The 26,483-nt window shown below is 38.4% G+C and carries 20 protein-coding genes; 10 read left to right on the forward strand and 10 right to left on the reverse strand.

All coding sequences use genetic code 11. From position 1 onward, the window contains the following. Nucleotides 1-17 precede the first annotated feature (17 nt). Nucleotides 18-2,027, forward strand: a complete 2,010-nt coding sequence (gene tkt / locus ACLKML_RS01735) for a transketolase (protein WP_413283370.1) — start codon at nucleotides 18-20, stop codon at nucleotides 2,025-2,027. A 43-nt stretch (nucleotides 2,028-2,070) separates the two neighbouring features. On the opposite strand, the gene ACLKML_RS01740 is transcribed toward tkt, so the two are convergent. Next, nucleotides 2,071-2,781 carry an aspartate/glutamate racemase family protein gene (locus ACLKML_RS01740; protein WP_413283371.1) on the reverse strand — a complete coding sequence of 237 codons (711 nt, stop codon included), beginning with the start codon at nucleotides 2,779-2,781 and terminating at the stop codon, nucleotides 2,071-2,073. A gap of 394 nt (nucleotides 2,782-3,175) precedes the next feature. Between ACLKML_RS01740 and ACLKML_RS01745 the strand changes: the two genes are divergently transcribed. The 4 genes from ACLKML_RS01745 to ACLKML_RS01760 all read left to right on the forward strand — a co-directional run bounded on the left by ACLKML_RS01745 (nucleotide 3,176) and on the right by ACLKML_RS01760 (nucleotide 6,620). After that, nucleotides 3,176-3,667 (forward strand): hypothetical protein, encoded by a 492-nt coding sequence (locus ACLKML_RS01745; RefSeq protein WP_413283372.1) that lies wholly within the window; start codon nucleotides 3,176-3,178, stop codon nucleotides 3,665-3,667. 3 nt (nucleotides 3,668-3,670) lie between these two features. Continuing rightward, a complete protein-coding gene (locus ACLKML_RS01750; RefSeq protein ID WP_413283373.1) occupies nucleotides 3,671-4,597 on the forward strand; it encodes a tripartite tricarboxylate transporter substrate binding protein in 927 nt (308 codons plus the stop codon). A gap of 64 nt (nucleotides 4,598-4,661) precedes the next feature. Continuing rightward, nucleotides 4,662-5,120 (forward strand): tripartite tricarboxylate transporter TctB family protein, encoded by a 459-nt coding sequence (locus ACLKML_RS01755; protein ID WP_413283374.1) that lies wholly within the window; start codon nucleotides 4,662-4,664, stop codon nucleotides 5,118-5,120. Between the two features lie 9 nt (nucleotides 5,121-5,129). Then, nucleotides 5,130-6,620, forward strand: coding sequence for a tripartite tricarboxylate transporter permease (locus ACLKML_RS01760; RefSeq protein ID WP_413283375.1), 1,491 nt, complete (start codon nucleotides 5,130-5,132; stop codon nucleotides 6,618-6,620). Between the two features lie 387 nt (nucleotides 6,621-7,007). Here the strand turns inward: ACLKML_RS01760 and ACLKML_RS01765 are convergent, their stop codons facing one another. Together ACLKML_RS01765 and ACLKML_RS01770 are read right to left on the reverse strand one after the other, a co-directional pair. Beyond that, nucleotides 7,008-9,158: a heparinase II/III family protein gene (locus tag ACLKML_RS01765; protein ID WP_413283376.1), complete on the reverse strand. Its 2,151-nt coding sequence runs from the start codon at nucleotides 9,156-9,158 to the stop codon at nucleotides 7,008-7,010. Then, nucleotides 9,159-11,306 carry a heparinase II/III family protein gene (locus ACLKML_RS01770; protein ID WP_413283377.1) on the reverse strand — a complete coding sequence of 716 codons (2,148 nt, stop codon included), beginning with the start codon at nucleotides 11,304-11,306 and terminating at the stop codon, nucleotides 9,159-9,161. It abuts the gene before it with no gap. Nucleotides 11,307-11,693: 387 nt separating this feature from the next. Between ACLKML_RS01770 and ACLKML_RS01775 the strand changes: the two genes are divergently transcribed. The 3 genes from ACLKML_RS01775 to ACLKML_RS01785 are packed head-to-tail and all read left to right on the forward strand — an operon-like array spanning nucleotide 11,694 to nucleotide 13,621. Beyond that, nucleotides 11,694-12,035 carry a cupin domain-containing protein gene (locus ACLKML_RS01775; protein ID WP_413283378.1) on the forward strand — a complete coding sequence of 114 codons (342 nt, stop codon included), beginning with the start codon at nucleotides 11,694-11,696 and terminating at the stop codon, nucleotides 12,033-12,035. A 9-nt stretch (nucleotides 12,036-12,044) separates the two neighbouring features. Then, nucleotides 12,045-12,986 carry a sugar kinase gene (locus ACLKML_RS01780; RefSeq protein WP_413283379.1) on the forward strand — a complete coding sequence of 314 codons (942 nt, stop codon included), beginning with the start codon at nucleotides 12,045-12,047 and terminating at the stop codon, nucleotides 12,984-12,986. Nucleotides 12,987-12,997: 11 nt separating this feature from the next. Beyond that, entirely contained in the window at nucleotides 12,998-13,621 is a 624-nt protein-coding gene (locus ACLKML_RS01785) for a bifunctional 4-hydroxy-2-oxoglutarate aldolase/2-dehydro-3-deoxy-phosphogluconate aldolase (RefSeq protein ID WP_413283380.1), read from the forward strand. Nucleotides 13,622-14,473: 852 nt separating this feature from the next. On the opposite strand, the gene ACLKML_RS01790 is transcribed toward ACLKML_RS01785, so the two are convergent. The 5 genes from ACLKML_RS01790 to ACLKML_RS01810 all read right to left on the reverse strand — a co-directional run bounded on the left by ACLKML_RS01790 (nucleotide 14,474) and on the right by ACLKML_RS01810 (nucleotide 22,083). Then, nucleotides 14,474-16,231, reverse strand: coding sequence for a sodium:solute symporter family transporter (locus ACLKML_RS01790; RefSeq protein WP_413283381.1), 1,758 nt, complete (start codon nucleotides 16,229-16,231; stop codon nucleotides 14,474-14,476). 1,394 nt (nucleotides 16,232-17,625) lie between these two features. After that, complete coding sequence (locus ACLKML_RS01795; RefSeq protein ID WP_413283382.1) at nucleotides 17,626-18,282, reverse strand: hypothetical protein; 657 nt, start codon at nucleotides 18,280-18,282, stop codon at nucleotides 17,626-17,628. Nucleotides 18,283-18,508: 226 nt separating this feature from the next. Then, nucleotides 18,509-19,231: an exonuclease domain-containing protein gene (locus tag ACLKML_RS01800; protein ID WP_413283383.1), complete on the reverse strand. Its 723-nt coding sequence runs from the start codon at nucleotides 19,229-19,231 to the stop codon at nucleotides 18,509-18,511. A 1-nt stretch (nucleotide 19,232) separates the two neighbouring features. Continuing rightward, nucleotides 19,233-21,095 carry a putative nucleotidyltransferase substrate binding domain-containing protein gene (locus ACLKML_RS01805; RefSeq protein ID WP_413283384.1) on the reverse strand — a complete coding sequence of 621 codons (1,863 nt, stop codon included), beginning with the start codon at nucleotides 21,093-21,095 and terminating at the stop codon, nucleotides 19,233-19,235. 268 nt (nucleotides 21,096-21,363) lie between these two features. Beyond that, nucleotides 21,364-22,083 carry a FadR/GntR family transcriptional regulator gene (locus ACLKML_RS01810; RefSeq protein WP_413283385.1) on the reverse strand — a complete coding sequence of 240 codons (720 nt, stop codon included), beginning with the start codon at nucleotides 22,081-22,083 and terminating at the stop codon, nucleotides 21,364-21,366. A gap of 573 nt (nucleotides 22,084-22,656) precedes the next feature. On the opposite strand from ACLKML_RS01810, the gene ACLKML_RS01815 reads away from it, so the two are divergent. Together ACLKML_RS01815 and ACLKML_RS01820 are read left to right on the forward strand one after the other, a co-directional pair. Continuing rightward, nucleotides 22,657-23,373, forward strand: a complete 717-nt coding sequence (locus ACLKML_RS01815) for a FadR/GntR family transcriptional regulator (RefSeq protein WP_413283386.1) — start codon at nucleotides 22,657-22,659, stop codon at nucleotides 23,371-23,373. 378 nt (nucleotides 23,374-23,751) lie between these two features. Next, on the forward strand, nucleotides 23,752-24,036 hold the full coding sequence (locus ACLKML_RS01820) for a hypothetical protein (protein WP_413283387.1): 285 nt from the start codon (nucleotides 23,752-23,754) through the stop codon (nucleotides 24,034-24,036). A gap of 119 nt (nucleotides 24,037-24,155) precedes the next feature. Here ACLKML_RS01820 and ACLKML_RS01825 read toward each other — a convergent pair whose 3' ends face one another. After that, on the reverse strand, nucleotides 24,156-25,700 hold the full coding sequence (locus ACLKML_RS01825) for a methyl-accepting chemotaxis protein (protein ID WP_413283388.1): 1,545 nt from the start codon (nucleotides 25,698-25,700) through the stop codon (nucleotides 24,156-24,158). A gap of 335 nt (nucleotides 25,701-26,035) precedes the next feature. Beyond that, a complete protein-coding gene (locus ACLKML_RS01830; RefSeq protein WP_413283389.1) occupies nucleotides 26,036-26,386 on the reverse strand; it encodes a hypothetical protein in 351 nt (116 codons plus the stop codon). Nucleotides 26,387-26,483 lie beyond the last annotated feature (97 nt).

Consider the following 26,483-nt stretch of genomic DNA (forward strand, 5'->3'; position numbering starts at 1 on the left):
TATTTGGAATTAGAACAATGCAATCTCAACAACCTTCTCAGCAAGAGCTAGCAAACGCAATTCGCGCGCTTAGCATGGACGGCGTACAACAAGCCAACTCAGGTCACCCAGGCGCACCAATGGGGATGGCTGACATCGCTGAAGTACTTTGGCGTGGTCATTTAAACCATAACCCACAGAATCCACAGTGGGCAGATCGTGACCGTTTTGTGCTTTCTAACGGTCACGGCTCTATGCTGATTTATTCTCTGCTTCATTTGACAGGTTATGACTTGTCTATTGATGATTTGAAAAACTTCCGTCAATTACATTCGAAAACGCCGGGCCACCCAGAATATGGTTATGCACCTGGCATCGAAACCACGACTGGACCTTTAGGTCAAGGCATCACTAACGGTGTTGGTATGGCGTTGGCTGAAAAAGCTTTGGCCGCGCAGTTTAATAAACCTGAACATCAGATTGTTGACCATAATACTTATGTGTTTATGGGTGACGGTTGTTTAATGGAAGGCATTTCTCACGAAGCGTGTTCATTAGCTGGCACATTAGGGCTGGGTAAACTGATTGCTTTTTGGGATGACAATGGCATTTCTATTGATGGTGAAGTAGAAGGTTGGTTCTCCGACGATACACCTAAGCGTTTTGAAGCGTATGGTTGGCATGTTATTCCTGCCGTAGATGGTCATGATCCTGTGGCAATCAATGCAGCCATTGAAGTAGCAAAAGCGGAAACAGGCAAACCAACCCTGATTTGTACTAAAACTGTGATTGGTTTTGGCTCGCCAAATAAAGCGGGAACGCATGATTGTCATGGCGCACCTTTAGGTGCCGATGAAATCACGGCCACTCGTGAAGCTCTAGGCTGGAAGCATGGGCCTTTCGAGATCCCTGCAGATATTTATACTCAGTGGGATGCAAAAGAAGCGGGTTTAGCAAAAGAAGCGGCATGGAATAAGAAATTTTCAGCGTACGCGAGCGAGTTTCCAGAGCTTGCAGCAGAATATACCCGTCGTATAAACGGTGAATTACCTGCTGAATGGCAACAAAAAACCACGCAAATCATTGCTGATTTACAAGCTAATCCTGCCAATATTGCCTCACGTAAAGCGTCGCAAAATGCGCTAGAAGCGTTTGGTACTATGTTGCCTGAGTTTATGGGTGGCTCGGCTGACCTTGCTCCTTCTAACTTAACCATGTGGTCTGGTTCTAAATCTGTATCAGCAGACGATGCATCGGGTAACTATATTCATTACGGTGTTCGCGAATTTGGTATGACCGCCATTATGAATGGTTTAGCTCTACACGGTGGGTTTGTTCCTTACGGCGCGACCTTCCTTATGTTTATGGAATACGCTCGTAATGCATTGCGCATGGCTGCATTAATGAAAGTACAAAACATTCAAGTGTATACCCACGATTCAATTGGTTTAGGTGAAGATGGTCCAACCCACCAACCAGTAGAGCAAGTCTCTTCACTTCGTTTAACACCAAATATGAGCACGTGGCGTCCATGTGACCAAGTGGAATCGGCGGTAGCGTGGAAATTTGCGATTGAACGTAAAGATGGCCCAACCTCGCTTATTTTCTCTCGTCAAAATCTTGCACAGCAAGCCCGAACAGACGCTCAAGTCGCGGCTATCGCGAAAGGTGGTTATGTTTTAGTTGACTGTGATGGCCAACCAGAGCTTATCTTAATTGCGACTGGCTCAGAAGTTGAATTAGCGGTAGAAGCCGCGGCGCAATTGAGTGCAGAAGGTAAAAAAGTCCGCGTTGTTTCTATGCCGGCAACGGATGTGTTTGATAAGCAAGATGCCGCTTACCGTGAATCGGTATTGCCATCTGACGTAAGAGCACGTGTTGCAGTCGAAGCAGGTATTGCTGATTACTGGTACAAATACGTAGGCTTTGATGGTCGTGTTATTGGTATGAATAGCTTCGGTGAATCAGCACCAGCAGGTGAACTGTTTAAGATGTTTGGTTTTACTGTAGACAACGTAGTTAACACAGCCAAAGAAGTACTTGCTTAATTATTTAATATCCTTTAAATAATTTTTGTTACTTAAACCGAGCTTAATGCTCGGTTTTTTTATCTGATAACGCCATATCCACTGCAGCTTGTGCATGTATCATCGTTGTATCATATAAAGTAATATTGGTATCTTGTTGTCTTACTAACAACGCTATTTCTGTGCAACCTAATATCACGGCTTGAGCTCCACTCAAATGTAGACTGTTTATTATGTCTATATAAGCCGACTTAGAATGTTCATTAATAACACCTAAGCAGAGTTCATTATAAATAACATCATGTATTATATTTCTTTGCTTCAATCCAGGTATAATAACCTTAATTGAAAAATTGTCCGTCAACCTTGATTTATAAAAACACTCTTCCATAGTAAAACGAGTTCCTATTAGCCCTACGTGATCTATTCCATTAGCAACAAGCTTGTTGGCGGTAGCATCTGCAATATGTAATAGAGGGATGGAAACCGTCGCTTGAACTTCCTTTGCAACTTTATGCATTGTGTTAGTACAAATAAGGAAAAAATCGGCACCTGCCAGCTGTAAAGATTGCGCAGCCTTAGATAAAATGTCGGCTGTTTTATCCCATTCGCCATTGTGTTGCAAAGCTTCTATTTCAGCAAAATCGACACTCACCATCACCAATTTAGCAGAGTGCAAGCCTCCTAGCTTATCTTTGACTGCTTGATTAATAGCCGAATAATAACTTGCCGTCGATTCCCACGACATCCCGCCAATTAGACCTATTGTTTTCAATGCCCATTCCTTATTTCAAAAACGTGAGTAATTCCAATATACCTAAATCAGTGAGAAAGACAGATATACACAAAAATAATCAAATTGTAATCCTAGAATTCAATCCAAGATCACATATTTAAGCTTGATCTCTCCTGCTAATGTTTATTTCTCCTATTATTAAAACTAATACAAATAGCTCTTTCAGAATTGATATATTTGTCAATACCTGTTTTTTTAAAAGTGAGACTTTAGTTCGTATATTCAAGCCATATAGCCTTATAAAATTGATCGTCGTCATATATTAAAATTCACAATGTGACGGGACTAACATTGGACTAACTTTCTTTTTGTACGGTATATAATAATACAATATAGTCAGTTTAATCGAGTTAGATAACTAAGGATTATTGTTGTGAAAAGCCATAAAGAAATTGCAATTGATGCTGTAGATTTAGTTGCACCATCTATTGAAAAGCTTTTTGAACGCACGAACCGCAAAGAGTTACATATTGTCATTATGGACCCACGAGTCAAACCTTGGGATGGCAAATCATTTGAAGACGCGATTCTGCATGAAGCGTCATTTGGTTCGCCAGAGTCATGGACAATTCAATTTGATAAACTTGCACGCCAAAAAGCCAAACAAGCATGGCGTGATAGTAATGCCAATATCCAAAACCAGTTTTTACACCCTTCTTCGCTTAACGATGACGACGTTCTATTTTTTGGTTCTTTTGTCTATGGAAACATTGTTGTCGGATGTAGCGGAGTTCAGCAATGGTATGACATGTTAGTCAGTGGTTGGGTCGCAGTCGCGTTCGAACAACTTGCAATGCATGAATACCAAACAACAAAGATAGAAAACCCTACTCAAACCTGTCGAAATAACGAAAAAAAGGTCTAATACATGAGCAAACTACTTAAATCCTTGATGATCGCTGCTGGAATCTTAGCTTCAGTATCTGTTACTGCAGCTGATTACCCAAGTAAAAACATTCGCCTTATCGTTCCATTTGGTGCCGGTGGTGGTACTGATGCGGTTGGCCGTACTATTGCAAATAGTGCTAAAGATATTTTAGGCAAAAACATTGCCGTCATGAACCGTACTGGTGGTGCAGGCGCTGTGGGTATGAGCTTTGGCGCTCAACAAAAACCGGATGGCTACACTTTAACTGTTGTTACACGTGAAATTGCTTCTCTTCCTCAGATGGGTCTGATGCGACATACTGCTGATGACTTTGAACTTATTCGTATGGTTAACTTAGATCCTGCTGTCGTTCTTGTTTCGGCAGACAGTCCTTACAACACCATTAACGATCTGATTGCAGAAGCTAAAAAAGCACCAGGTAAGGTAAAATTTGCTTCTACAGCAAAACCTAACTTCTACTTGATGGCATTAGAAAAGCACGAAGGAATTAAGCTTAACGCAATTCCATACAATGGTGCTTCAGAAGCTATCCCTGCTCTACTTGGTGGCCACACTGACGTAACTATGGTTACACCAGGTGAAGCGATTTCTCAACTTCGTTCTGGTCAACTAAAAGCACTCGGTGTTATGTCTAATGAGCGTATTTCGTACATCCCAGACGTAGCAACACTGAAAGAACAAGGTGTCGATGTTACTACTGGTACATGGCGTGGTATTGGTGCTCCTAAAGGCACTCCAGCTGAAGTTATCGAAACTCTAGGTAACGCATTTGATGAAGCCATGGCTTCAGCAGAATTCAAAGAGTTCATGGAAAAAGGCGCAATGACTATCCATAACATGAACGCAGAAGAGTTCACGCAGTTTGTTAAAGAAGATACTCAATCTCTTGGTTCACTAATCAAATAAAATCAATTTGGGGCTAACCTTTTAGCCCCTTTTCTTTTGCTCAATTATTGTAAGGATGGATTCTATGTTAGATAGAAACGTCATTTTCCCGTCCATTGTTATTCTTTTAAGTGCTGTCGCATTTTACGTTATCGGCCATTTCGATGAACCGATGTACCAAGAAGCTAGCGTTGATGCCAAATTCTTTCCTCGAGTTATTGTTATCGGTCAGATCATTCTTTGTTTAGCATTGATTTTCCAACATAAAATGAAAGCTCAATCAAGTACAGATTCTCAAGGCTCTAATCCAATGTTTTCCAAACTGTCTATTTTTGGTCTCGGGTTTCTAGTCTCTTATGCGGTATTGATGAGTTTTGTTGGTTATTTAATTGCGAGCTTAACTGCTTTTATTGCCTATCTGATTTATTTTAAAGTTAAAAAGCCACTCTATTATTTAATTGCTGTCGGTTTTGTATTCAGTATTTATTATCTTTTCGGTACAGTCTTCGTTATTGTTTTGCCTGAAGGCTCTTTGTTCTACTAGGAATATCTCATGATTGAACATTTGTTAAATGGGCTGCTAACAGCCTTCAGTCCTGGTGTTTTACCCGTACTTATTTTTGGTGTTTTAGGCGGTGTTATTTTAGGAGCACTACCTGGTTTAACTGCCACTATGGGGGTTGCCATCCTCTTACCGTTTACATTCGGCATGGAACCAACCGCAGCTCTTGTAATGCTAATTGGTGTATATATTGGTGGAATTTACGGCGGTTCAATAGCGGCCATACTTCTAAAAACGCCAGGGACACCCGCTTCTGCGGCTACCGTGTTAGATGGCCACACCATGGCCGTTCGCGGTGAAGCAGCAAGAGCTCTTAGTATCTCCGCGGTTGCCTCGTTCATTGGTGGTTTGTTAAGTACTATCGTACTTATTGCAATTGCCCCTATGCTGGCTAAATTTGCCCTTAGATTTAATGCACCAGAATATTTTGCATTGGCATTATTTGGTTTAACGATTATTGCCAGTGTTTCTGGTCAAAATATCCTTAAAGGCTTACTTGCAGGTACGATTGGATTGCTTATTTCTACTGTCGGCTTAGATCCAATTAGTAGCGTTCCTCGCTTTACGTTTGACGTGATGGATCTGTACAGCGGAATTAACGTAATTCCGGTATTAATTGGTTTGTTCGCTATTTCTGAAGCACTTAATCAATTAGAAAAACTGTTAAGCGAAGCGCATGTTAAACCACCGAAATTCAGCCATAAGTTACTAAGTAAGCAAGATATAAAGGATATGGCCCCTACCGCGATAAAGAGTGGTTTACTTGGTACAACCATTGGTTCAGTACCTGGTGCCGGTGCCGATATTTCTGCCTTTGTCTGTTATAACGAAGCCAAACGTTCATCTAAAAACCCTTCAGAGTTTGGTAAAGGTTCGGTACGAGGTTTAGCAGCTGCAGAAGCGGGTAATAATGGGGTAACCGGTGGTTCTTTGGTTCCTTTGCTTACTCTTGGTGTACCTGGCGACGCAGTAGCTGCAGTGCTTTTAGGTGCATTAATTGTTCAAGGTTTAACTCCTGGTCCATTACTATTTAGCCAAAACCCTGAGATCGTTTATGGTATTTTTAGTTCAATGTTGGTAGCAAATATCGTGATGCTTCTAGTGGGGTTACTTGGTATTCGTTTCTTCTGTCGAATTATCGAAGTACCAAAAATGTTGATGATACCAATCATTATTTTCTTATCTATCGTTGGTGCTTACGCGATTAACAACTCTATGTTTGATATCGGCATTGCAATTAGCTTTGGTTTGTTGGGCTTTATTTTGAATAAACTAGACATACCATCATCACCAATATTGCTCGCTATTATTCTTGGTCCTATGGCAGAAACTAACCTAAGAAAGTCTCTATTAATGTATGAAGGAAGTTGGTCATTCTTGTACGAACGACCTATCGCTCTAGCATTTATAGCGCTTGCAGTATTTTCTGTATACTCGACCATGAGACTAAAAAAGAAACAAAAAGCTGAACAAGAGCAATAAATCTGTCTAGCTTTTACTAATAAATAGAACCCGAATGCAGTTTATTTGTATTCGGGTTTTATTCAATCTGCCAACGTAAACTCTACTAATTCTCGTTTTATCCTGTCCGCTCATCTACTAATATTTAAGACTGCCTTTGTTCATTCTGGCTCACATTACATAGCTTCCTTTACTACTACGCCTAACATCTATAACCAACAGTTATGCCTCATCATTATAGCTAACCATTACGGCAGCATTACCTTAATCGCTCTTATCGTTTTTCAGACAACCATAACTTACTTCCACTGCTGTTTGGGCTGGCATAAATTTAGATAAATAAAAAAGCCGAACATAATATGTTCGGCTTTTACAGCTATTTATTATATTGATATATAAACACTAGAATTACAGTATAGCGAATGAACCCGTCCAATTGAATGTTTCACCAGCAAACTCAACACTATGTTGACCTTGTTGCTTGTCCTCTGACAGGTTCGATATTGCACAGCAGTAATTTTTACCACTCACTGTTTTTATACGCACAACCGTTGCTTGGTCGTTATGACCAACAACTTCAACTGCTTCAACTAATCCACGCGCTCCTATAGAAGCTTCAATAGATTCATTAAAATAGCCGTGTGTTTCTAGTACAGAAGCAAACACATGATTTTGTCCAGTTTGACGTTGAATCAATGCTGGTTCGTTACGTAAGTTAAAGTCGACATCGTTAGCGCCAGTACGAGCAAAAATGACTTCCGCTCCTTCTCCACCAGAACTGACTAAAGAATAGTAACTACTGCCTTGTAACCAAGTAACCAACGAACCATTTTCTGTACTACCTTTGCCCAAATTCCACATATGTTGATAACCATTATCTTTACCAAGTGGCTTAAGCGTTGGTTCAACATTATATTCGAAATTAGTACACATAACTTGACCATTAAAATGTACTGGCAAATCATACTGGTGTGGTTTATCTGCTACGATTCGATAAACATCAATAACCAGCGGTTTTTCAAACTCTGGTAATTCTGCAAGTACGATAGAACGTTGCATATCTACGCCATCATAGTACTGCGAAATAGTACCACTCATACCTTGTAGCGACTCATCATCCGTTACAAAGAAATGCTTTTGTCCAAAGCGTGATTCGGCTGTTGCTGTATCAAAGTTGTTTTGTGTTTTCTGGTCCACCACTACCGTATTGTGAGCGACAGTTTGCTTACAGTACGATTTATTTTCCGGAATATAACGACCACCAAACTTAGGCTCAACATTCACCCAACGACCATAACCATAGTCATTGAATACTTCTTGACCACGGTTAAACACACTTAAATGCAAACCGTCATAGTGGCCATGATCTAATGCAGCGTGATATTGGTGATCACTACCGTGTTGACCAAACCACAATAACGCCATCGTATCATCATCTTTTTCATCACGATGACGAAGAATAGTCACTCCACCTTTATCCCCTTTAGGGCCATCCGTTAGGAACAAACTCCCCCAACTAAATGGTTTTATATCAGATGAAGTGGCAACCGCATTAGACAACAGTTGACCAGAAGCATGAACCCAAACATCTTGTTGGTGGTTGGCCATGCTTAGCAATGTTTCACTCTGTTCATAACGCTGGAAACATACACTTGTCGCAATGATCACTCCTTCATCATTAATACTGATTGTCTTAGATGAATCATTCAAAGCGGGCAACGTACCATCAGGGAAAGCTGTCGACATAACTGAATAAGTGGTAGTTTTAATAATTGAATCATTAAAATGATAAATATCTAGCTCTGGCTGACGACGTTCTATTGCTTCGGCAAACAGATAAATTGGTCTTAGGGAAAAACGATGATAATACGGGCCTTCCATATAATAACCATCTGGAGAAAACAGCTGGTCAAGTTGAGCAAGGAAACCGCCACTTACTTTGTCCAGTTTTAGGCCATATAATGCTTTATCAACCGACTCTTGATCATTAATTGCATAGCCGCAAATACCAACAGCAGCTACTGCCCATAAACCGTGGTTATGGACAATATCAAAATCATGCGCATAAGTAACAACAAACATATTGATCATCTGCTTAAGCAAGTTATCTTCAATATGACGCTTGTTCTCTTCTGTTAACGTATGGTAAACACAACTGTAAGCACATGAGGCATATAGCATCCACATGTTTTCGTTCAATGTTTGGTGAAACAAACGGCCAGGAGGGTTAGTATCACGACTCACATTACTTTCTAATGTTGGGTAAACTTCTGCATAAGAAATCAGCATATTAACGATGTAATCGCGATATTTCTCATCTTTCGTGATCAAAAATAGGCGTCCAGCAATATCCATATGGATATAGTTTTGCTTGTGACGGTTATGCTCGTAACCGCCCGCTTCACCATGACCAGGAACTTCGATTCCAACTTGCTCCATATAGGAATCAACTTGAGCGATATCACGCGATAAAGCCTTACCTAGAAGTGTCTCTTTACCAAGATCTTTGCTGAGCTCAGCGGCTTCTTCGTGGCTAAGAATTAATGGTTGATAACTCATTTATACTGTCTCCTTCTCAACAGCGTATTGCCCTACCCAGCTGTATGTTTTGTCTTTAATCACGACACTGTTTTCGGTCTCTGCACTAACGCCTTGTTGATTGCTGACCATCAATGTAATTTTTGTTTTAGCGGTTAAAATCTCAATAACAGAACCTTGTTGATTAAAACCAAGCACGTGAATACTTTGTACTTCACCTCGAGCATTCACTGAATGTTCAAACTCTTCGTTGAAATAGCCGTGAGTTTCTAGCACTGACGCAAATAAAGTTGATTCACCTTTAGAACGAAGAATGAAACTTGGCACACTTCTAAGGTTGAAACTCGGATCATTCGCACCTGAACGAGCGAAAATAACTTCATCTTGCTCATTTGAGCTGGTACCAAGCCACGTGTAATAAGACTTACCTTGCAGCCAGCTTACGAGAGTAGAACCCTTACTTTCACCTTTCGCTATTTGCCATAAATGCTCATAACCATAATCATCACCAACGGTGTCAATCTCATCAGAAGTCTGGTACTCAAAATTGGTACGTACAATTTGACCATCATATTGATGAGAATAATCATACTGATGTATACCTTCCGCTTTGATTCGGTAGAGATCAATGAGCAAAGGTGCTTCTAATTCTTCGGTTTGTAACATGAAAACACTGCGTTGCATTTCAGTATCATCATAATGATCGTTTGCAAATGCACTCATACCTTTTAGCTGTTCAGAATCGACACTAAAAAATTGTCCAACCCCATGAACCGCATCTGCACGGTCGACATTAAAATAATTTTGACAGGTTTCATCAACTGTTACCGCATTGTGCGCGATAGTTTGACGAGCGAACGACTTGTTTTCATCTAAATAACGGCCACCGAATTTCGGTTCAACGTTAACCCAGCGACCAAAGCCATATTCGCGCAACACTTCTTGACCACGGTTGAAATAGGTAATTCCAAGCGTATCAAAGTGTCCGTGTCCCATACCGTGTTGGCCGTAATTCATAACCAACTGAAACACATCTTTGTTTTTATCCTGCATACGGATAAAACCTTGAGCTCCTTTGTCACCGTCTGGGCCTTCATTCAATTCCACACTTGGCCAGAAAGGCATACCAACTGTTTCTTGTTGCTCTGCTTTTTCTAGTGCACGAGACAATTCAAGTCCACATGGGTGCATCCATACTCGATCTTGAATTTTTGCCATCCCAATCAGATTACTATCTAAACCGTAATACTTAGCATATTGGCTAACCGCAACTTGAACGCCCATGTCGGTAATGCCCATGGTACGTGAAGCGTCGTTAAGAGCTGGGAAGTCACCATTTGGATAAGCCGTTGACAATAGCGCTTGCACTGTGTTGCCAATTACGCCGTCTTTATATTTGAAAATGTCGATTTCTGGCATATGACGATGTAATACTTCTGCAAATACACAGGTCGGACGAATCGCATAACGGTGATAATATGGTCCTTCAATGTAGTAACCTGACGGTGAAAACAGTTGGGAGATTTGTGCTAAAAACCCACCAGTACTATTATTCGCTAAGCCATATACCGATTTATGCAAGTACTCCGGTTTACCTACCGCTAAACCACAAATACCTACTGCGGCTACGGCCCAGATACCGTGATTATGTATACGGTCGAAATCGTGCGCATATTTAACAGTAAACATCTCTAGCATCGGCTCGAAAACACGCTCAACAATACGCTCACGCTGCTGTTCACTCATGGTAGATGACACACAAGAAAAAGCTAAGCTGGTATATAAAAGCCAAACATGTTCATTCAAAATCTGATGAAATAACCGACCAGTTGGATTGGTGTTTTTTTGTACATGAAAATCAAATGTTAGGTATTTGTCTGCGTATATTTCTAGAAGCTCAGTAACAAAACGAGCATATTTCTCATCTTGAGTGATAAGAAACAAGCGACCAGCTACATTCATATACATGTAGTTCTGTTTATGGCGGTTGTGTTCATAACCGCCCGCTTCACCATGCCCTGGTACATCATGACCAAGCTTCATAAATTCTTCTAATTCAGCGATATGTGCAGAAATGGTTTTTCCCATTAAGCTATCGCGACCCACTTCCTTTCTTAATTCTGCAATGTCTGCTTCATCAAGCAGTATTGGCTGGGTAATCGCATTCATTATTAAATAAACCTCTAATTATTTCGGTTTGCTGATAAAAAAAATGAAAGATTGGTTCATTTTTATACAGAAACGCCTTCAATTTGAATTTTCACACAACATAAAGTAATACAATATTGCTTAAAAGTCTCAATATACTTACAAAAAAACGAGCTAAATCACACTAATTTGCCCTAAATTCTGATCTTAATTGACCTAAATATGGCATAGGCCCAATATTTTATGCACTGCATTATATTTAACTTATTGTTAAATAATAACATTATAATATATTTTTGATTAACCTCACAAATATTGAACTATATTGTATGACAATAAGCCTTTTCCATCGTATTATATTGGTAATAGTTAAAGTGTAATTGGTAATAATTTTTAGGAGATATCAGTATGAACCCTTTTTTTGTAAATTCTGACAACGAGTGGGAAGAACTTGGTGGTGGTATAAAACGTAAGATTGTCGGTTATACTGATGACTTAATGGCGGTACATTTGAATTTCGATAAAGGAGCAGTTGGTGCACCACACGCTCACGATATTCATGACCAGATTGGTTACGTTGTTGCTGGTAGCTTCGAAGCAGAAGTGAATGGCAAGAAATGTGTACTAAAAGCAGGCGACGCATATATCGCACCTAAAAACTTTGTTCATGGCGCAGTAGCGTTAGAAGACAATAGTATTCTATTAGACATGTTCTCCCCTCTACGTGCTGACTTTTTAAACATTAAATAAGGTATAGTTATGGCAACGCATAACATTGCAGTCCTTGGCGAGTGCATGGTCGAGCTGCAACAGCAGCAAGATAGCCTGTTAAAAAGAGCATTTGGTGGCGACACTTTGAATACAGCCATGTATTTGACTCGTCTGACTCAAAATCATGCTATTAACGTAAGTTACGTTACCGCTCTTGGTACCGACCCTTTTAGCCAAGACATGCTTGAGCAGTGGAAATCAGAAGGCATCGACACGAGCTTGATACTTCAAGTCGACGACAAACAACCTGGCCTGTATTACATCGAAACTGATGAAACCGGTGAACGTTATTTCCATTATTGGAGAAATGACGCGGCGGCTAAATATGTATTCGATCAACCAGAGTCAAGTAAATTACTTGAAAAGCTCTACGCTTATGATGGAATTTATTTGAGCGGTATCACACTCGCTATTTTGACTGATTCTGGTCGTGAGGTTATGTTCGACTTTTTGGACAGCTATCGCCTAAAAGGCGGCAAAGTTATATTTGATAATAACTATCGTCCAAAATTATGGGCAAGCCAACAAGTCGCATTAGAAAATTATATGAAAATGCTAGAAAAGACAGATATTGCCCTTCTAACATTTGATGATGAACAAGACTTATATGGCGATGAACATTTAGATACTTGCATTGAAAGAACAACCAAAGCAGGCGTATCTGAAATCGTCATTAAACGCGGCAGTAAAGAGTGTTTGGTTATTGAAGGTGGCAATGCAAATTATGTTGCCGCAACGAAAGTAACCAATGTGGTCGATACAACAGCTGCTGGCGATTCATTCAGTGGTGGTTATTTAGCAAAACGTTTTACTGGTGGTTCTGCGATAAAATCAGCAAGTGCAGCTCATAAAATGGCTGGCGCAGTGATTCAACATCCAGGAGCAATAATTCCACGTAATGCTATGCCCTCTATAGATCTAGACGATTAGGTGAAACAATAATGACAACGTTAAACGAACAACTTGCAGCACTTAAAGTAATTCCTGTTATTGCGATTAATAAAGCAGAAGACGCTATTCCACTAGGCCGCGTATTGGTAGAGAACGGCATGCCTTGTGCTGAGATCACGTTCAGAACAGAATGTGCTGTAGAAGCTATCAAATTAATGCGTAAAGAATTTCCTGAGATGTTGATTGGCGCTGGTACAATCCTGACCAATGCTCAGGTTGACGAAGCAATTGAAGCAGGAGTGGATTTCATTGTAAGTCCTGGCTTTAATCCTCGTACAGTACAATATTGCTTAGACAAAAACATCCCTATTGTTCCAGGTGTAAACAACCCTAGCCTAGTAGAACAAGCAATGGAGATGGGCTTACGTACACTTAAATTCTTCCCTGCTGAACCTTCAGGTGGCACCGGTATGCTTAAAGCACTTACCGCTGTTTACCCTGTTAAGTTTATGCCAACTGGTGGTGTAAGTGTTGCTAATATCGATGAGTATTTGTCTATTCCATCTGTATTGGCTTGCGGCGGTACTTGGATGGTTCCAACGGGCTTAATTGACCAAGGTAAATGGGACGAGCTTGGCGTATTAGTTGCTGATGCAGTTAAAAAAGTTAACTAATTATTAATCGTTATTAAAGTTAGTTTTAAGAGGCTTCCATAGTGAAGCCTTTTTTATTGCCCCATATAATTACAAACAAAAACATGACTCACTATAAATATGGCTTTCTATAAACATTACTTACTATTAGCATTGTTTTCTATAAACCTAGCTTTCTATAAACCTTGCAAACCCTATTCATAATCAATTTTTTACCGACTCAATTACTAATACATTTTCTATTTGTAGTTCATCTTAGCACTAGCATGCTGGTGGTCTATCGCCTGCCTTATTAGCTGATTCAACATTGCGGTCAATTTAACTTGACCTCCTAATAGCCTATTACTAGCTGAAAATAAACGGCCTTTTTGATAGTAAAATAAGCGGCAATTCAACGCAAAAATACTCTCTTCCAATCAATTACGTCAAAATATTCATGTCTATCTATTCTAGCATATAAGCGGTACCGGCATATAAACCTATTTTTCCTACAAATCCACACCTCACTTTGTTTTCTGAATAACCTAACTCTGCCAGTATCAATCTGTTCGCCTGAACGTGGCTGACAACAGTTTATATTGTGAATCAAGCAACTGTAGACTTTCTCAATAATAATCTAGCCCACTGATATAAGGAATGCGCTTGCAAATGAATATTGTTACCTATTTATAGCCGTAATAATATTCAGTTCTTCTACTCAACAACTTAGCCGTATAAGCACCATGGACAAAATAGAAGATGCACTTGATTTAACACATAAAAAAAGCCCTCGACGATTAACGTGAGGGCTTTTTTATTATTATAGCAACTTAAATTATTAAGATAATCTAAGTTGCCTGTTAATTAACTTTTGCTAGTCAATTGTTCTTTGCTTTATTTACTTGCAATCTTTCCATCAACCGCTTTAACAAGCAGTAAACCAACACCTAATACAATTGCACCACAAAGTACAAAGATGAAGCGTCCCCACAATGGGTTTGGCAGAAGGAACATAGCCATAATACCAACACCAGCCACAGCGATTAATGAACCAAGCATACGCCGTTGTTTATTATCTAGTACTTTTTGCTCATCTGATTCAGACACTAATGGTGTTGCTAAGTTATTAAAGAACAAATCAACATCTTTCTGACGATGTTCTGGTAACGGTTTGTAGAACAATGTAGACGCGATGAAGAAGCCAGCAGTGAAGACAACATGACTAAGAAGACCAATCGCTACTTTAATATCAGACCATTCACGGCTAGTTAGTTCATTAAGACCAAACCAACCTTCAACCATATCAGCATTGATAACAAAACCAACAATATAAGAAACGATACCACCAACAACTAGCGTACCCCAACCAGCCCAATCAGGTGTTTTCTTAATAAAGAAACCACAGAATGCAGGAATAGTCATTGGGAACCCGATTAACGCACCTACATACATCATGGTATCGAATAAGCTCAGTCCTTTTAGCGAGTTAATAAACAATGCTACTAGGATAATCAAGATACCAAAAACAGTTGAAGTCACTTTAGAAACCGCTACTAGTTCTTTTTCTGACGCATTCTTACGTAGAATTGGTTCGTAGAAGTTCTTAACAAAAATACCTGAGTTACGGTTTAAGCCTGAGTCCATTGAAGACATAGTCGCAGCAAACATTGCAGCAATTAGAAGACCGACCATTCCTGCTGGCATATATTGCTCAACAAAATACAAGTATGCGAAATCTGCTGCTTTTTTACCTTGCTCAGGATATACAGAAGCTAGATCAACACCTTGGCCAGCAATGTACCAACTAGGCATAAACCAAATTAATGGACCCATAATCATTAGCACACAAGCAAGAAGCGCCGCTTTTTTAGCATTGTTCGAGTCTTTTGCAGCAAGATAACGGTATGCGTTTAGCATATTGTTAGTAATACTGAATTGTTTTAGGAAGATAAATACAGCCCAGATGCCGAAAATACCAACATAATTCAGGTTATTACCAGAAACGAATGATGCACCTTCATCAACAGGGAAGTTAGCAACGATTTCGCCAACACCACCACCTTGAATAATCGCTACAACAGCACACGTTACGGTTACTGCCATGATAATAACCATCTGCATAAAGTCAGATGCGATTACCGCCCATGAACCACCTGTAACAGACATAACTAATACAACAAGACCTGTTGCGACAATAGTTGTTGTCATGTCGAAACCGAAAATACCAGATGCAATAATAGCAAGTGCATTTAACCATACACCAGCAGAAACAATACTGTTTGGCATACTTGACCAAGTAAATACTTGCTCATTCACTTTACCAAAACGCATTCTTATTGCTTCAATAACCGTAACAACTCGAAGTTGACGAAATTTCGGAGCGAAGTATAGGTAATTCATCAAATAACCAAACGCGTTGGCTAAAAAGATTACCGCTACTGCGAAACCATCGTTATACGCTTTACCAGCCGCACCGGTAAAGGTCCATGCACTAAACTGGGTCATAAATGCTGTTGCACCAACCATCCACCAGAGCATACTACCGCCCCCACGGAAATAGTCACTCGTCGTGCTAGTAAACGTTCGGAACATCCAACCTATAGCCATTAGGAATAGAAAGTAGATACCTACAATCAGAATATTCAAGTCCATCAAGTAAACCTTCTTATGTATTAAATTCAGGCTTTATTATAACTGACAGTAAAACTTATTGTACTACAATAAGCTAATTGCGTGATTGCGATCTCCTTATTTCTATATATATTAGTAATACAATTGACAATGCAACTATTATCCTATCTAGATAACGAAATAACAAATAAACAATTAAAATCAATACATTAGTTAAATTAATTCTATTTTTATACTTATAATTAATATTATTTTATGATGCAGATCAATTATTCATGAGAAGGAACACAGCATAAACATATTTATAAACAAGAAAATATCATAACAATTTTTAGCTATATAAAAGTATAGTAATACTATATCCCAATATGTCTAAAGCGGTATAAGTGAGCCATTATTTTTTATTTTGTAGCTTGAACTCTGCATAAACAAATCGATAACCGTGCAGTGGTAAAATATAAATGCCTACTTATGACTCCTACTGATATTTTAGATACATAGCTCACAAGGTCTGTTGACTTAGTTTAACGACGTTGGGCACTAAACGTGTACGAATGAGAGGTTCAGGTAGTTTAGAATTCAGCTTACTTACAGACTAGACATCACAATGTCCAACCATACCGATCTATACACCTTTATTTTTCACATAAAAAGACGCCCATATTGCCTGTAATCAATATGGGCGTAAAAGAGGACTCACCTCTACTCATACGTTAACCGTAGGAAAAACTAACGTAGAGTTATTACTTGTTGCGTATAATTAGCTACTTATTGAAATGTATATATCAGAACTTATTCGTTAACGAGCAGTTTACACTTGTAACAGTTATCGTTTTTTACCATCATCATAACTTTCCGCAATGGAGAGTTAATTAGAAATGTCGCGATATAGGATTCTACACATCTCATAAGTAACCGACGAGGTTAATCATAATGTATTACAAATACAAAATATGAGATCTATATCAAATTTTTGTTAAATATATTACAAATAAACACAAAAGTGTAATTTCAAACAATATGATAAAATCAAAATAAATTGAAAAAATTCATTATTTTCAATTATATATATCTATAGTATTGTTGTTTTTAATATTTTCTTAGTGTAAAGAAATTAGGTTACTGAGTATCAATTCGTTCATTAATTTTTTATTTGTAGTACATATTGCTATGGAATCTTAGCTAAATGCGGACACTAAATCTACAAGGCAGTCGATACCTTGAACAAGGTCGACGGAAAGCGTATCGAATAAAAACAAAATACTTGTTAACACTATACTTACAATATACTAACGAATTATGGTTAGCCTGAAACAACGAAGATGCGTTAGAGTATTTGAATGCCAACTATTTATAACAGACATTATTAATTGCAACAGGTTTGCTCATTGACGAAGGGAAAAATGCTAAAGAATTTAAGGCTGGAAAATCTGTTGAGTCATAACATTTAAATACACTTTATTTTTTTGTTCTGTTCCCCCACAATATACAAAATAGACTGGCTCGTCAGTGTAAGTTCGCGACAAAAGCCAGCCATTCATTAATTCAAAATCCTCATAATTACAACGCTCATCGTCTAACAAATGCTTAGTCGCGTTTATAAATGAATCTTCATATTCAATAAAATCATCCGACTTATTCAGCATTTTTTGCATTGCTTTATTCACTTCTTGAGCGGTGATCACCGGTTTTTTAGAGGATAAAAAATCGATATGCACCCAATCAGCAATATCTTGTCCACTATCGTGTACTTGATAGTCTGAAATCCTAACCCATTTTTGTTGAATTTCTAACGCGGTAACTTGTTTACCTTTGCGTAGAATATACCGCACAGAAGCAGTTAAACGTGGATAAGACCTAACATTAAGTTTATTGCTCGAGACAAAATAAGTATTATTTTGTGGTTCTAATATCTTACTGTCGGTTTGCTGTATTTGTTCGACTTCTAGCGGCACTTGTCCAACGCTGGTTGCCGTTGTATCTTGTTCTAACATAAAAAAATAATAGTATACGCCTCCAGCTATGCCTGCTAGTAAAATGATCGCCAAGACAATAAGTATTATTTTTTTCATCGTAAACAATCCAATAATCGACAGCACGTCGGTTTAGTAAATAATTCGACTACCTTTTTATATCGACCAGTTAAGACAAAACTTAAATAGCAACTCTGAAGCTATCTTCTATCTTCTATCTTCTATCTTCTATCTTCTATCTTCTATCTTCTATCAGAAATTATATGTCAGTTAGGAACTAGATCAGTTAACAGCTATATATGAGTTAAACTATATTAACTCAACATTATTTATACAGTCCGATACGGTACAAACGGCCAAAGCACGTTTTGTCATCTTTATAGACACGCTTTAGTTGAGCTAATAAAAGTTCTGCGGTTGCTAGTGAATCTATCAGAGCACCGTGCGCATTGTACTCTGGTAGACCATATCGCTTACGACTAGACGACAAACGTAGATCGGTGCTGCCTTCAGACTTGTCGACAATTTTACTCAGATGTTTTTCTATCATCAGTGTATCTAACCAGAGTAACGGTAATGGATTGAGTTTATAACGATGATACAAGTAGTGATTAATAAAATTTTTCTCCACAACACAGCCGTGCGCGACAATTACTCGTCCTCGACTTTGAGTGAAAAAAGCCAATAAAGCCTCATCAACGGTGACACCTTTGGCTAACATTTCTGGCGTTATGTGATTTATTACTGCCGTTTTCGCGCTAACTTCGGCGTCACTTTTAACTAATAATTCTACTCGGCTTGAAATATCTATCCTAAGGTTTTTAATCACCACCCAACCGACGCTTAAAATTCGATCATTTTTAGGATCTAAACCCGTCGTTTCAAGATCTAGACATACAAACTCGAGCTTATTTGCTTCATCTTCTAGATCTGGATACTCCTCAGTTAGATTTAACTTTAAAAAATCAGGGAGTTGTCTTTGTTTATAGCTAGTAATACGTTGTCTTTGCAACTTTCTCAGTGGGTGAAAATAGTTAATCCATCGCATATTAGTGATTTCCAAATCTTACTTTTGCTGAGTCTTGTAACTCAGAAATAATCCTAAAGGCATCTTTTAAGTGTTTTCGTTCAAAGCTGCCAAACATATCTGGATTAATATGGTTATTTGGTTCTACTCCATTTTGAAGCGCATTTAACTGGTTATTGAGTCGGTATTGAGAAATAAATTGATAAGCGCCTATAATATTTTTATATGCGTCATCCGATAAATAACCTTGCTCATTGGCTACACGAAAACGCTCTTCTGTTCCCGTAGCTTCTGACTTAACTGATAAGCCATAAATTCTGGCTAAATCAATAATTAAATTAAGCGCATATTTTTTTATATTTAGCGCTTTTTTGTTGTCACCACTTTTTTCAAGAACAAGACTGTTGAATATACCTAAAGGTGGGCTAATACTGGTTGCTTGCTGCACAAGCATGCCTAAAAACTCTCGGTTAGATGAAATTTTGCTGTGCATGCACGAGTTAAGCTCTTCAACAAACTCAGCATTACCATACACCGCCCTAACTTCTAAAAAGACACTAATATTCAGCAAACGCTCATACTCTGGGCTGGCCACCCATTTCTTATAATATTCTTTCCACATGGTAATCGGTTGACACCATTTAGGCGTTGCAGCCATAAACTTACCAGGGCAAAGTGGATATTGGCAAGCAGCCAAGCCATTACAAACATACATCGCGAGATGGTTAAAATACAACCGATCTGCTTCTGTCGCTGTTTCGGGTAAAACAATTGCACTATCTTGGTCGGATAACATATGCACTTCATTTCGAGCATGAGATCCTGCAACCACCCAAGTGAAATCACAAGGTGGCGCACCAAATTTATCAATGCCAATCTGAATTAATCTCCGAGTATAAGCATCCATGATCATCGACATCACTTTGCCTACTATTTCAACCGAAACATTACCACCAACCAACGCTTCAAAAATAGCCTGTCTTTCTGAATTAAGATGACTTAAAGCTTCAACACTATCCGAATACTTGATTTTCTCAATCAAGAAAATAGCTTGAACACGGTGATTTTGCACTAAATGAGAAGTAGTAAGAAGACCTACCACTTTATCATCATCAACAACAGGCAGGTTTCTGATATTAAATTGCATCATTACCGACGCTGCATGCAACACTAAATCCGTTGGTTTAACAATCAAAGGTGCAAGTGTCATCACTTCGGAGATAGGTTTTTCAATAGGCACGCCATGCGCAATAACACGCTTGGTCATATCTCTATCGGTAATAAGACCCACAATTTTACCATTATCTAATACAACAGCACATGACGACCGTTTCGCTATCCTCATTTCAGCCGCGACATCTTGAATAGACATGGAAACATCAACCACTGCCACTTTATCACTGGCCACTTCCGAAACGGTTTTTATGAATAAACCTTTTTCTTTATTTGACCACACCACATCTAACGCCGATTTAAGTCGAACCTGGGCTTGAGATGCAAAATGTTCGGCGTATTGTGGGTATTCGCGAAATAGATCCAATATAGCGTCGTGCGGAATGAGATAAAGTAAGGTATTTTCTATCGCTGTTGCGGTGTACTTTCCATCTTCATCATCATTACTGTCAAAAAAGGTAAAACCAAACAAATCTTCCGTGCCTAACCTAGCACGTAGCACTCCGCTTTTTAATCGCTGCTCGACCGAACCAGTACGGATAATATAAAGATATTTGTGTTCTTCATTGTCTAGGTTAATTGCTTCACCTTTAGCTAAATAGGTGATTTGTATTTTCTGTGACAATGTTTTGACAATAGAATCGGGTAGAATATCAAACGGATCTATTTGCTTGATAAATTGGATTATATTGGGAAGTAGTGTATCAGACATATTAATTCGATATGGTTGAAATTTATTTGTATTATTTTATAACACGGTGATTAAACAAGCACAATAACTTCGAAAACAAGCTGAAACCTAGCTCTCAAAAACAATATTTGTTGAAGACAATTGAATAAAAATACCACTTATTCTGGCAAATTGTTAAGTCATGTTACCATAGGAAAAAAAAGCCAATATGCGAATATATTGGCTTCTTACTTATGTATTTAGGCAATTAATAGCACATATCAATATGCCTGTATTCTGAAATAAGCGATTAGCTATCAGCAGGTAAACGGTGCTTGTCCGATTGCAAATGGTCATATGAAGCTTGTTTTGCTTTATCCGCATTGCCAGCCATAATTGCCTCATATATTTCTCTATGTTCACCTAAGCAGACATCCCCTTCTTTTGAAGAATGAGCAAAAAAATTGATAAACATTGTTTGTAATATATGACCAAAAGGTAAATAGAAATTGTTGCCAGTAGCATTAAAAATTAAATTGTGGAATTTCATATCCACATCAATCCATTCATCTTGTTTAAATACTTCTGCATGAGCGATTTCGCACATAGCTTGAAATGTTTCTGATAACTCTATTCTTTGTTCTGCACTCGCATGAATAGCGGCCAGTGCGCACGCTTCTGGTTCAATAGCTTTACGTAAGCCTAAGAATTGCTCGCAAAACTCTTCGGTATCAATTAACCCGTCCATCCACTCTATTAACTGCGGATCCAAAAAATTCCAAAATGCTCTATCAACGACTTTTGTGCCTATTTTAGGACGAGAGACTAAAAGACCTTTCGAAGTAAGTAATTTAACAGCTTCTCGTAATGCGGTTCTGCTTATACCAAACTCTTCGCATAAAACCATTTCACCCGGTATAACCGATCCTTCGGCTAAATCACCGGATAATATTCCTCGGGCTATTTCTCTTGCTACTTGAACGTGCAGGCTCCGCTTTGAACCCGAAATTGAATTAAATGTGCTTGACATGGGTCGCTTCTTAAATTTTAGTAATTATGTATTATTTATGGAAATGTAACATTTTTAATAAGGTTAACCAATTTACAAGTTACTAAACGTGATAGTTAGCAGGTTATTTTATTGGAACTTATTAATAGCCTCCGTTTTTACCAACAACTATGTAACTTATATTGATCCACTCTAATGTTTTATGTGTCCTCGATCTTGTTTCTCAGTACAAATAAAATAATAACTTGCCGCAAATAGGCGTATTGTATGATAATAAAACAATATTGCTAATGTACATAAGCGGAACGTCATTATTTGTAATGACTTAACAGTAAATGAGTACTGTCAGTAATTTTACAGATGGTACGGGATTAACTCCAGCTAAAATATTTGCAAGCTACGGTGCTGGTATTGATATTAGAAACGTGTTGAATAACATCAAAACGAGCTCTGTTATTTGTCCTTTTGCATTAGATCGGTGCGATGGATATATTACGGCCAATTTGTAAAGCCCAATGACGAACGGTCGCTCATTGGTCATTGGCTACCCAGTAAGCAATGGTACTGTTTGCTTACTTTATCAGGAGTTAATTAATGGTTACTTTCTCACTTGTCGCAGAATCAAGTAAACGTATTCATGTGCAAGTCGCTAAACAAATTGCCCGTAAAATCCTATCGGGAGAGCTTGAACAGGGTGCAAAATTACCTAATGAGCTCGAATTATGTGAATTATTTGGTATTAGCCGTACGGCTTTAAGAGAATCAATGAAATTACTTTCAGCCAAAGGCTTGCTTGCTTCTAGGCCAAAAGTTGGTACAAAAGTGTTAACAAAAGAAAACTGGCACTTTTTGGACCCTCAACTTTTAGAGTGGTTACAAGACCTTGAAGGAACAGAATTTTTCCTAAGCCAATTTTTGGGGCTCAGAAAAGCGATAGAGCCTGAAGCATGTGCCTTAGCGTCTTTAAATGCGACTGTTGAACAAAGAAAAGAAATTTCTATTTTATTTCAAAAAATGACGCAAGCCGCTTTAGAAGATAATGAACAGGCATGGGTAAAAGTTGATTTAGAATTTCATTGTAAAATATTCCAATCGACCGCCAATAAATTTTTCGTCCCTTTTGGTAATATTCTATCCACTATTTTTAGACGATTTATTGATCGTTCAGCAGAAGGTGGACGTTACTGTCTTGACGAACATAGAGCCATCTATGAAGCGATTATGTCTGGTAATCCAGACCAGGCGCGCGTGGCTTCCGCTCGGTTACTTAATGATAGTAACCAGAGACTAGCGACCGTCGCCAACGCTTAACAAATAAGTTAGTTAATAGGTTAGTTAATAGATAATCTGAACTCTGGGCAAGCAAAGTGTTCCAGCTAGGCTCTTTGAAGGTCTAGCATCTTTAAAGGTTAATTTGCCTTTAATCCAGAGTTCAGGATAATAAGTAAGCACGAGTTTTTTCTATTAAATAATGCATTCAGCGAAAAATATCACTCTCCTTCTTTTCTCCATATTTGCTCCTTTTTTTAATCTTATCTTAGTTAGCAAGTAGAGACGACAACCTCTCTACTTAGATAGACACTCATTTGCGTTTTTCCGCCTAAAGGCAACCTTTCCCTATTTTAAAGGAACTTTAGGCGGTTTTTTTTGTGTCTTTTTTATGGTTTATATACTTAGTGAGTTTCAGATATGCAAAAACATTCCTCGATCAAAACTACCATCGCCGTATTCACCGCCAGTTGCATTGGTTTAACCACTCTCTTTGCATATGCAAATACGGAAGAACCATCTCAGGGTAAAATGCCACCGCCTAAATTTGAAGATATGGACATTAACAGTGACGGTCAGCTAAGTTTGGATGAAGTGAAAGGCCCACTTGCACAAGATTTTGATAAGTTTGACAGTAATGGGGATGGTTACTTATCTGAAGAGGAGTTGCCCGCCCCTCCAGCTCAAGGCGAAAGACCACAGTAAATTATTATAAAAAATATAGATTATTATAAAAAATAGAGTCGCGACCTACGCCACTCTATTTTTTTATCTTGTATTTTACGACACTGTCAATGTTGAGACACTGTCAATATTGATGTTCATTAGTTTTGGCTAAATTGTTTTACCAGTCGCTGTAAACTATTTAAGCTTTCCACCAGTTCGCTTGTTCGAATTACAGAATACGAAGACAAACGCTTTGTTCTAAAAATTGCTTGTTTCATCCTAGTTACATGTTCCGTCGTACCTTGAGTAACCTTTACTTGCTCAGCAATAACCTTGGATGTATCAGTACTTTGTTGGTCGATAGAAGCCAAATCCTTCACAATGGAGTGAAAAGCTTCTTTACTATTTTCTGATTTGACCACACTCAACTCGGATGCTGTAATACCTTCTTCCATTAGTTGGCCAGTTTGATTGACCGTTGCTTGCAACATTTCAATTTTGGCCTTGATTTCGTCTACAGATGCACTGGTTTTTGCAGATAGAGCACGTACTTCATCGGCAACCACAGCAAATCCTCTCCCATGTTCCCCGGCTCTGGCCGCTTCAATTGCTGCATTAAGTGCTAATAAATTAGTTTGTTCCGCAATACTTTCGATAATTTCTAAAATGACTTCAATACCATTGACATCTTGGTACAGTTGAGCGATTGACTGTTTAGAGTCAGCTAATCGGCGACACAGTAAGTTTACACTCTCCGTGGCTTCTCCTATGGTATTACTTCCTCTCTCCGCCTCATTTTGTGCAAGATGGGCAAATTCAGCACTTTGTTTCGCTTGTTTAGCCACTTGGTCAATAGAGTTTAATAACTCTTTAGCGGATAACTCCATTGCATCAGTTGCAACATCTTGTTCGGCCAATTCTTCATTGATTAGTTGGCTGCTTTTTACTTCTTCATGCGCGGATTCAACCAATTTCTCTGAGGTTTCAGTCGCTCTCGCTGTTACCGCCCTTAATTCCGCCTTTTTCATGATCATCGACAGTTCAATTCTGGATAAATCATCACAATAGCCAGTGTATGGTTGCTCCATTAACGGGTTATCGTAATTGTTTTTGGCTAAGTCATTAATCGTATCTATCCGCATCTTCAAGCGGAATAAAACAATACATAAACCAAGGCTAATTGATGTCAGTATATACAGTGAGAGACTCGCTGAAATAATGCCTAAAAACTGGGTAAATAAAGTCAGTAATAAAAGTGAAACTAAGCCTATATTAATACTCATCCACTTGATTCGCTTCGACGGTTTGCTGTCTTTTTTTATCTTAGCGTATAAACTACTAGCTCTTTCTATTTGTTCATCGGAAGGTTGAGTTCTAACTGATTGATATTCGTAAACATTACCATCATCATCTAATATTGGTGTAACAAAAGCTGATACCCAATAATGTCCTGAGCCCTTACATTTGTTTTTAACCAACCCCATCCAGCTTTTTCCCGATTGAATATATTCCCATAACTGTCCAAACGCCGCTTTGGGCATGTCGATATGACGAATGATATTATGCGGTTTACCAATAAGCTCTTTCTGTTCATATTGTGCCACACGACAAAATTCATCGTTACAATATGTGATATGGCTATCTGCAGTGGTGGTTGATATTAAACTATCAGCATCAGAGTATTTTACTCTTTCGTCTAACATACAATTTTACCTAACATACGCTATTCTCAGTTATTCATTGTGTGAATATTCCTTCCCTTATTTGCCACCTTATCAAAGCAAGTCAGTGAAATTATTGATATAGATTATATTTGAAGTGGTTATATATACTAAAATTATTATAATTTATCGGTATTATGTCGAATAAATTGGGTTCAAACTCAAAAAATAATTTTTGTTGAGACGTGATTTTTCGGTATAAATGGTACTGTCGAGGGAAATGAGACTTAAGGTATGATTGCTACTTTTGGTATAGGTTTCGGTATACGTTATGTAGAACGCACTATTGCTAGTGCGTTACTTTGTATTACATACCATTAGCTTCTTTTAGGTTGCTTATAGGTCTTACCTGCAGCCTGAAAAGTTTCTTTGTGTTTTACTTCGAACATTACATAGAAAAACCAAGCAATAAAGTGAATAACTTCGTCGCCTTCATTCATGACATGTTCTACAAATTCTTGTTGTTCACCTTCACTATTCGGTTGCAGAGTAACATGATAGATTCGTTTTTCTCCTTCCACCTCAGCTAATGCAAACTGGCCTGTCAGCGATTGAGCAGCACTGGCGATCTCTTGATCATCATTTTTTGCCAGTTGCTCTAATACTTGAGGTAAAGTATCTAGCTGACTTAGTTGCTTGACTACATTTTCAAATTCTTGTTGGAGCATTATTTTCTCTCGTTATAAATAATTATGTTCACTATTCTGTCTGTTACTATTATTGCGTCTGTTATAATTATTTCGTCTATTACAATTATGGCGCCTG

It is taken from the genome of Vibrio sp. MA40-2 (assembly GCF_047302445.1).
Taxonomy (GTDB): Bacteria; Pseudomonadota; Gammaproteobacteria; order Enterobacterales; family Vibrionaceae; genus Vibrio.

What these genes read in the sequence shown, in the direction of transcription:
- ACLKML_RS01830 (WP_413283389.1), bottom strand. Translation starts at nt 26,386, where the DNA reads ATGCTCCAACAAGAATTTGAAAATGTAGTCAAGCAACTAAGTCAGCTA.
- ACLKML_RS01765 (WP_413283376.1), bottom strand. Translation starts at nt 9,158, where the DNA reads ATGAGTTATCAACCATTAATTCTTAGCCACGAAGAAGCCGCTGAGCTC.
- ACLKML_RS01805 (WP_413283384.1), bottom strand. Translation starts at nt 21,095, where the DNA reads ATGTCTGATACACTACTTCCCAATATAATCCAATTTATCAAGCAAATA.
- ACLKML_RS01780 (WP_413283379.1), top strand. Translation starts at nt 12,045, where the DNA reads ATGGCAACGCATAACATTGCAGTCCTTGGCGAGTGCATGGTCGAGCTG.
- ACLKML_RS01795 (WP_413283382.1), bottom strand. Translation starts at nt 18,282, where the DNA reads ATGAAAAAAATAATACTTATTGTCTTGGCGATCATTTTACTAGCAGGC.
- tkt (WP_413283370.1), top strand. Translation starts at nt 18, where the DNA reads ATGCAATCTCAACAACCTTCTCAGCAAGAGCTAGCAAACGCAATTCGC.
- ACLKML_RS01825 (WP_413283388.1), bottom strand. Translation starts at nt 25,700, where the DNA reads ATGTTAGACGAAAGAGTAAAATACTCTGATGCTGATAGTTTAATATCA.
- ACLKML_RS01770 (WP_413283377.1), bottom strand. Translation starts at nt 11,306, where the DNA reads ATGAATGCGATTACCCAGCCAATACTGCTTGATGAAGCAGACATTGCA.
- ACLKML_RS01820 (WP_413283387.1), top strand. Translation starts at nt 23,752, where the DNA reads ATGCAAAAACATTCCTCGATCAAAACTACCATCGCCGTATTCACCGCC.
- ACLKML_RS01775 (WP_413283378.1), top strand. Translation starts at nt 11,694, where the DNA reads ATGAACCCTTTTTTTGTAAATTCTGACAACGAGTGGGAAGAACTTGGT.
- ACLKML_RS01760 (WP_413283375.1), top strand. Translation starts at nt 5,130, where the DNA reads ATGATTGAACATTTGTTAAATGGGCTGCTAACAGCCTTCAGTCCTGGT.
- ACLKML_RS01790 (WP_413283381.1), bottom strand. Translation starts at nt 16,231, where the DNA reads ATGGACTTGAATATTCTGATTGTAGGTATCTACTTTCTATTCCTAATG.
- ACLKML_RS01815 (WP_413283386.1), top strand. Translation starts at nt 22,657, where the DNA reads ATGGTTACTTTCTCACTTGTCGCAGAATCAAGTAAACGTATTCATGTG.
- ACLKML_RS01750 (WP_413283373.1), top strand. Translation starts at nt 3,671, where the DNA reads ATGAGCAAACTACTTAAATCCTTGATGATCGCTGCTGGAATCTTAGCT.
- ACLKML_RS01785 (WP_413283380.1), top strand. Translation starts at nt 12,998, where the DNA reads ATGACAACGTTAAACGAACAACTTGCAGCACTTAAAGTAATTCCTGTT.
- ACLKML_RS01810 (WP_413283385.1), bottom strand. Translation starts at nt 22,083, where the DNA reads ATGTCAAGCACATTTAATTCAATTTCGGGTTCAAAGCGGAGCCTGCAC.
- ACLKML_RS01800 (WP_413283383.1), bottom strand. Translation starts at nt 19,231, where the DNA reads ATGCGATGGATTAACTATTTTCACCCACTGAGAAAGTTGCAAAGACAA.
- ACLKML_RS01755 (WP_413283374.1), top strand. Translation starts at nt 4,662, where the DNA reads ATGTTAGATAGAAACGTCATTTTCCCGTCCATTGTTATTCTTTTAAGT.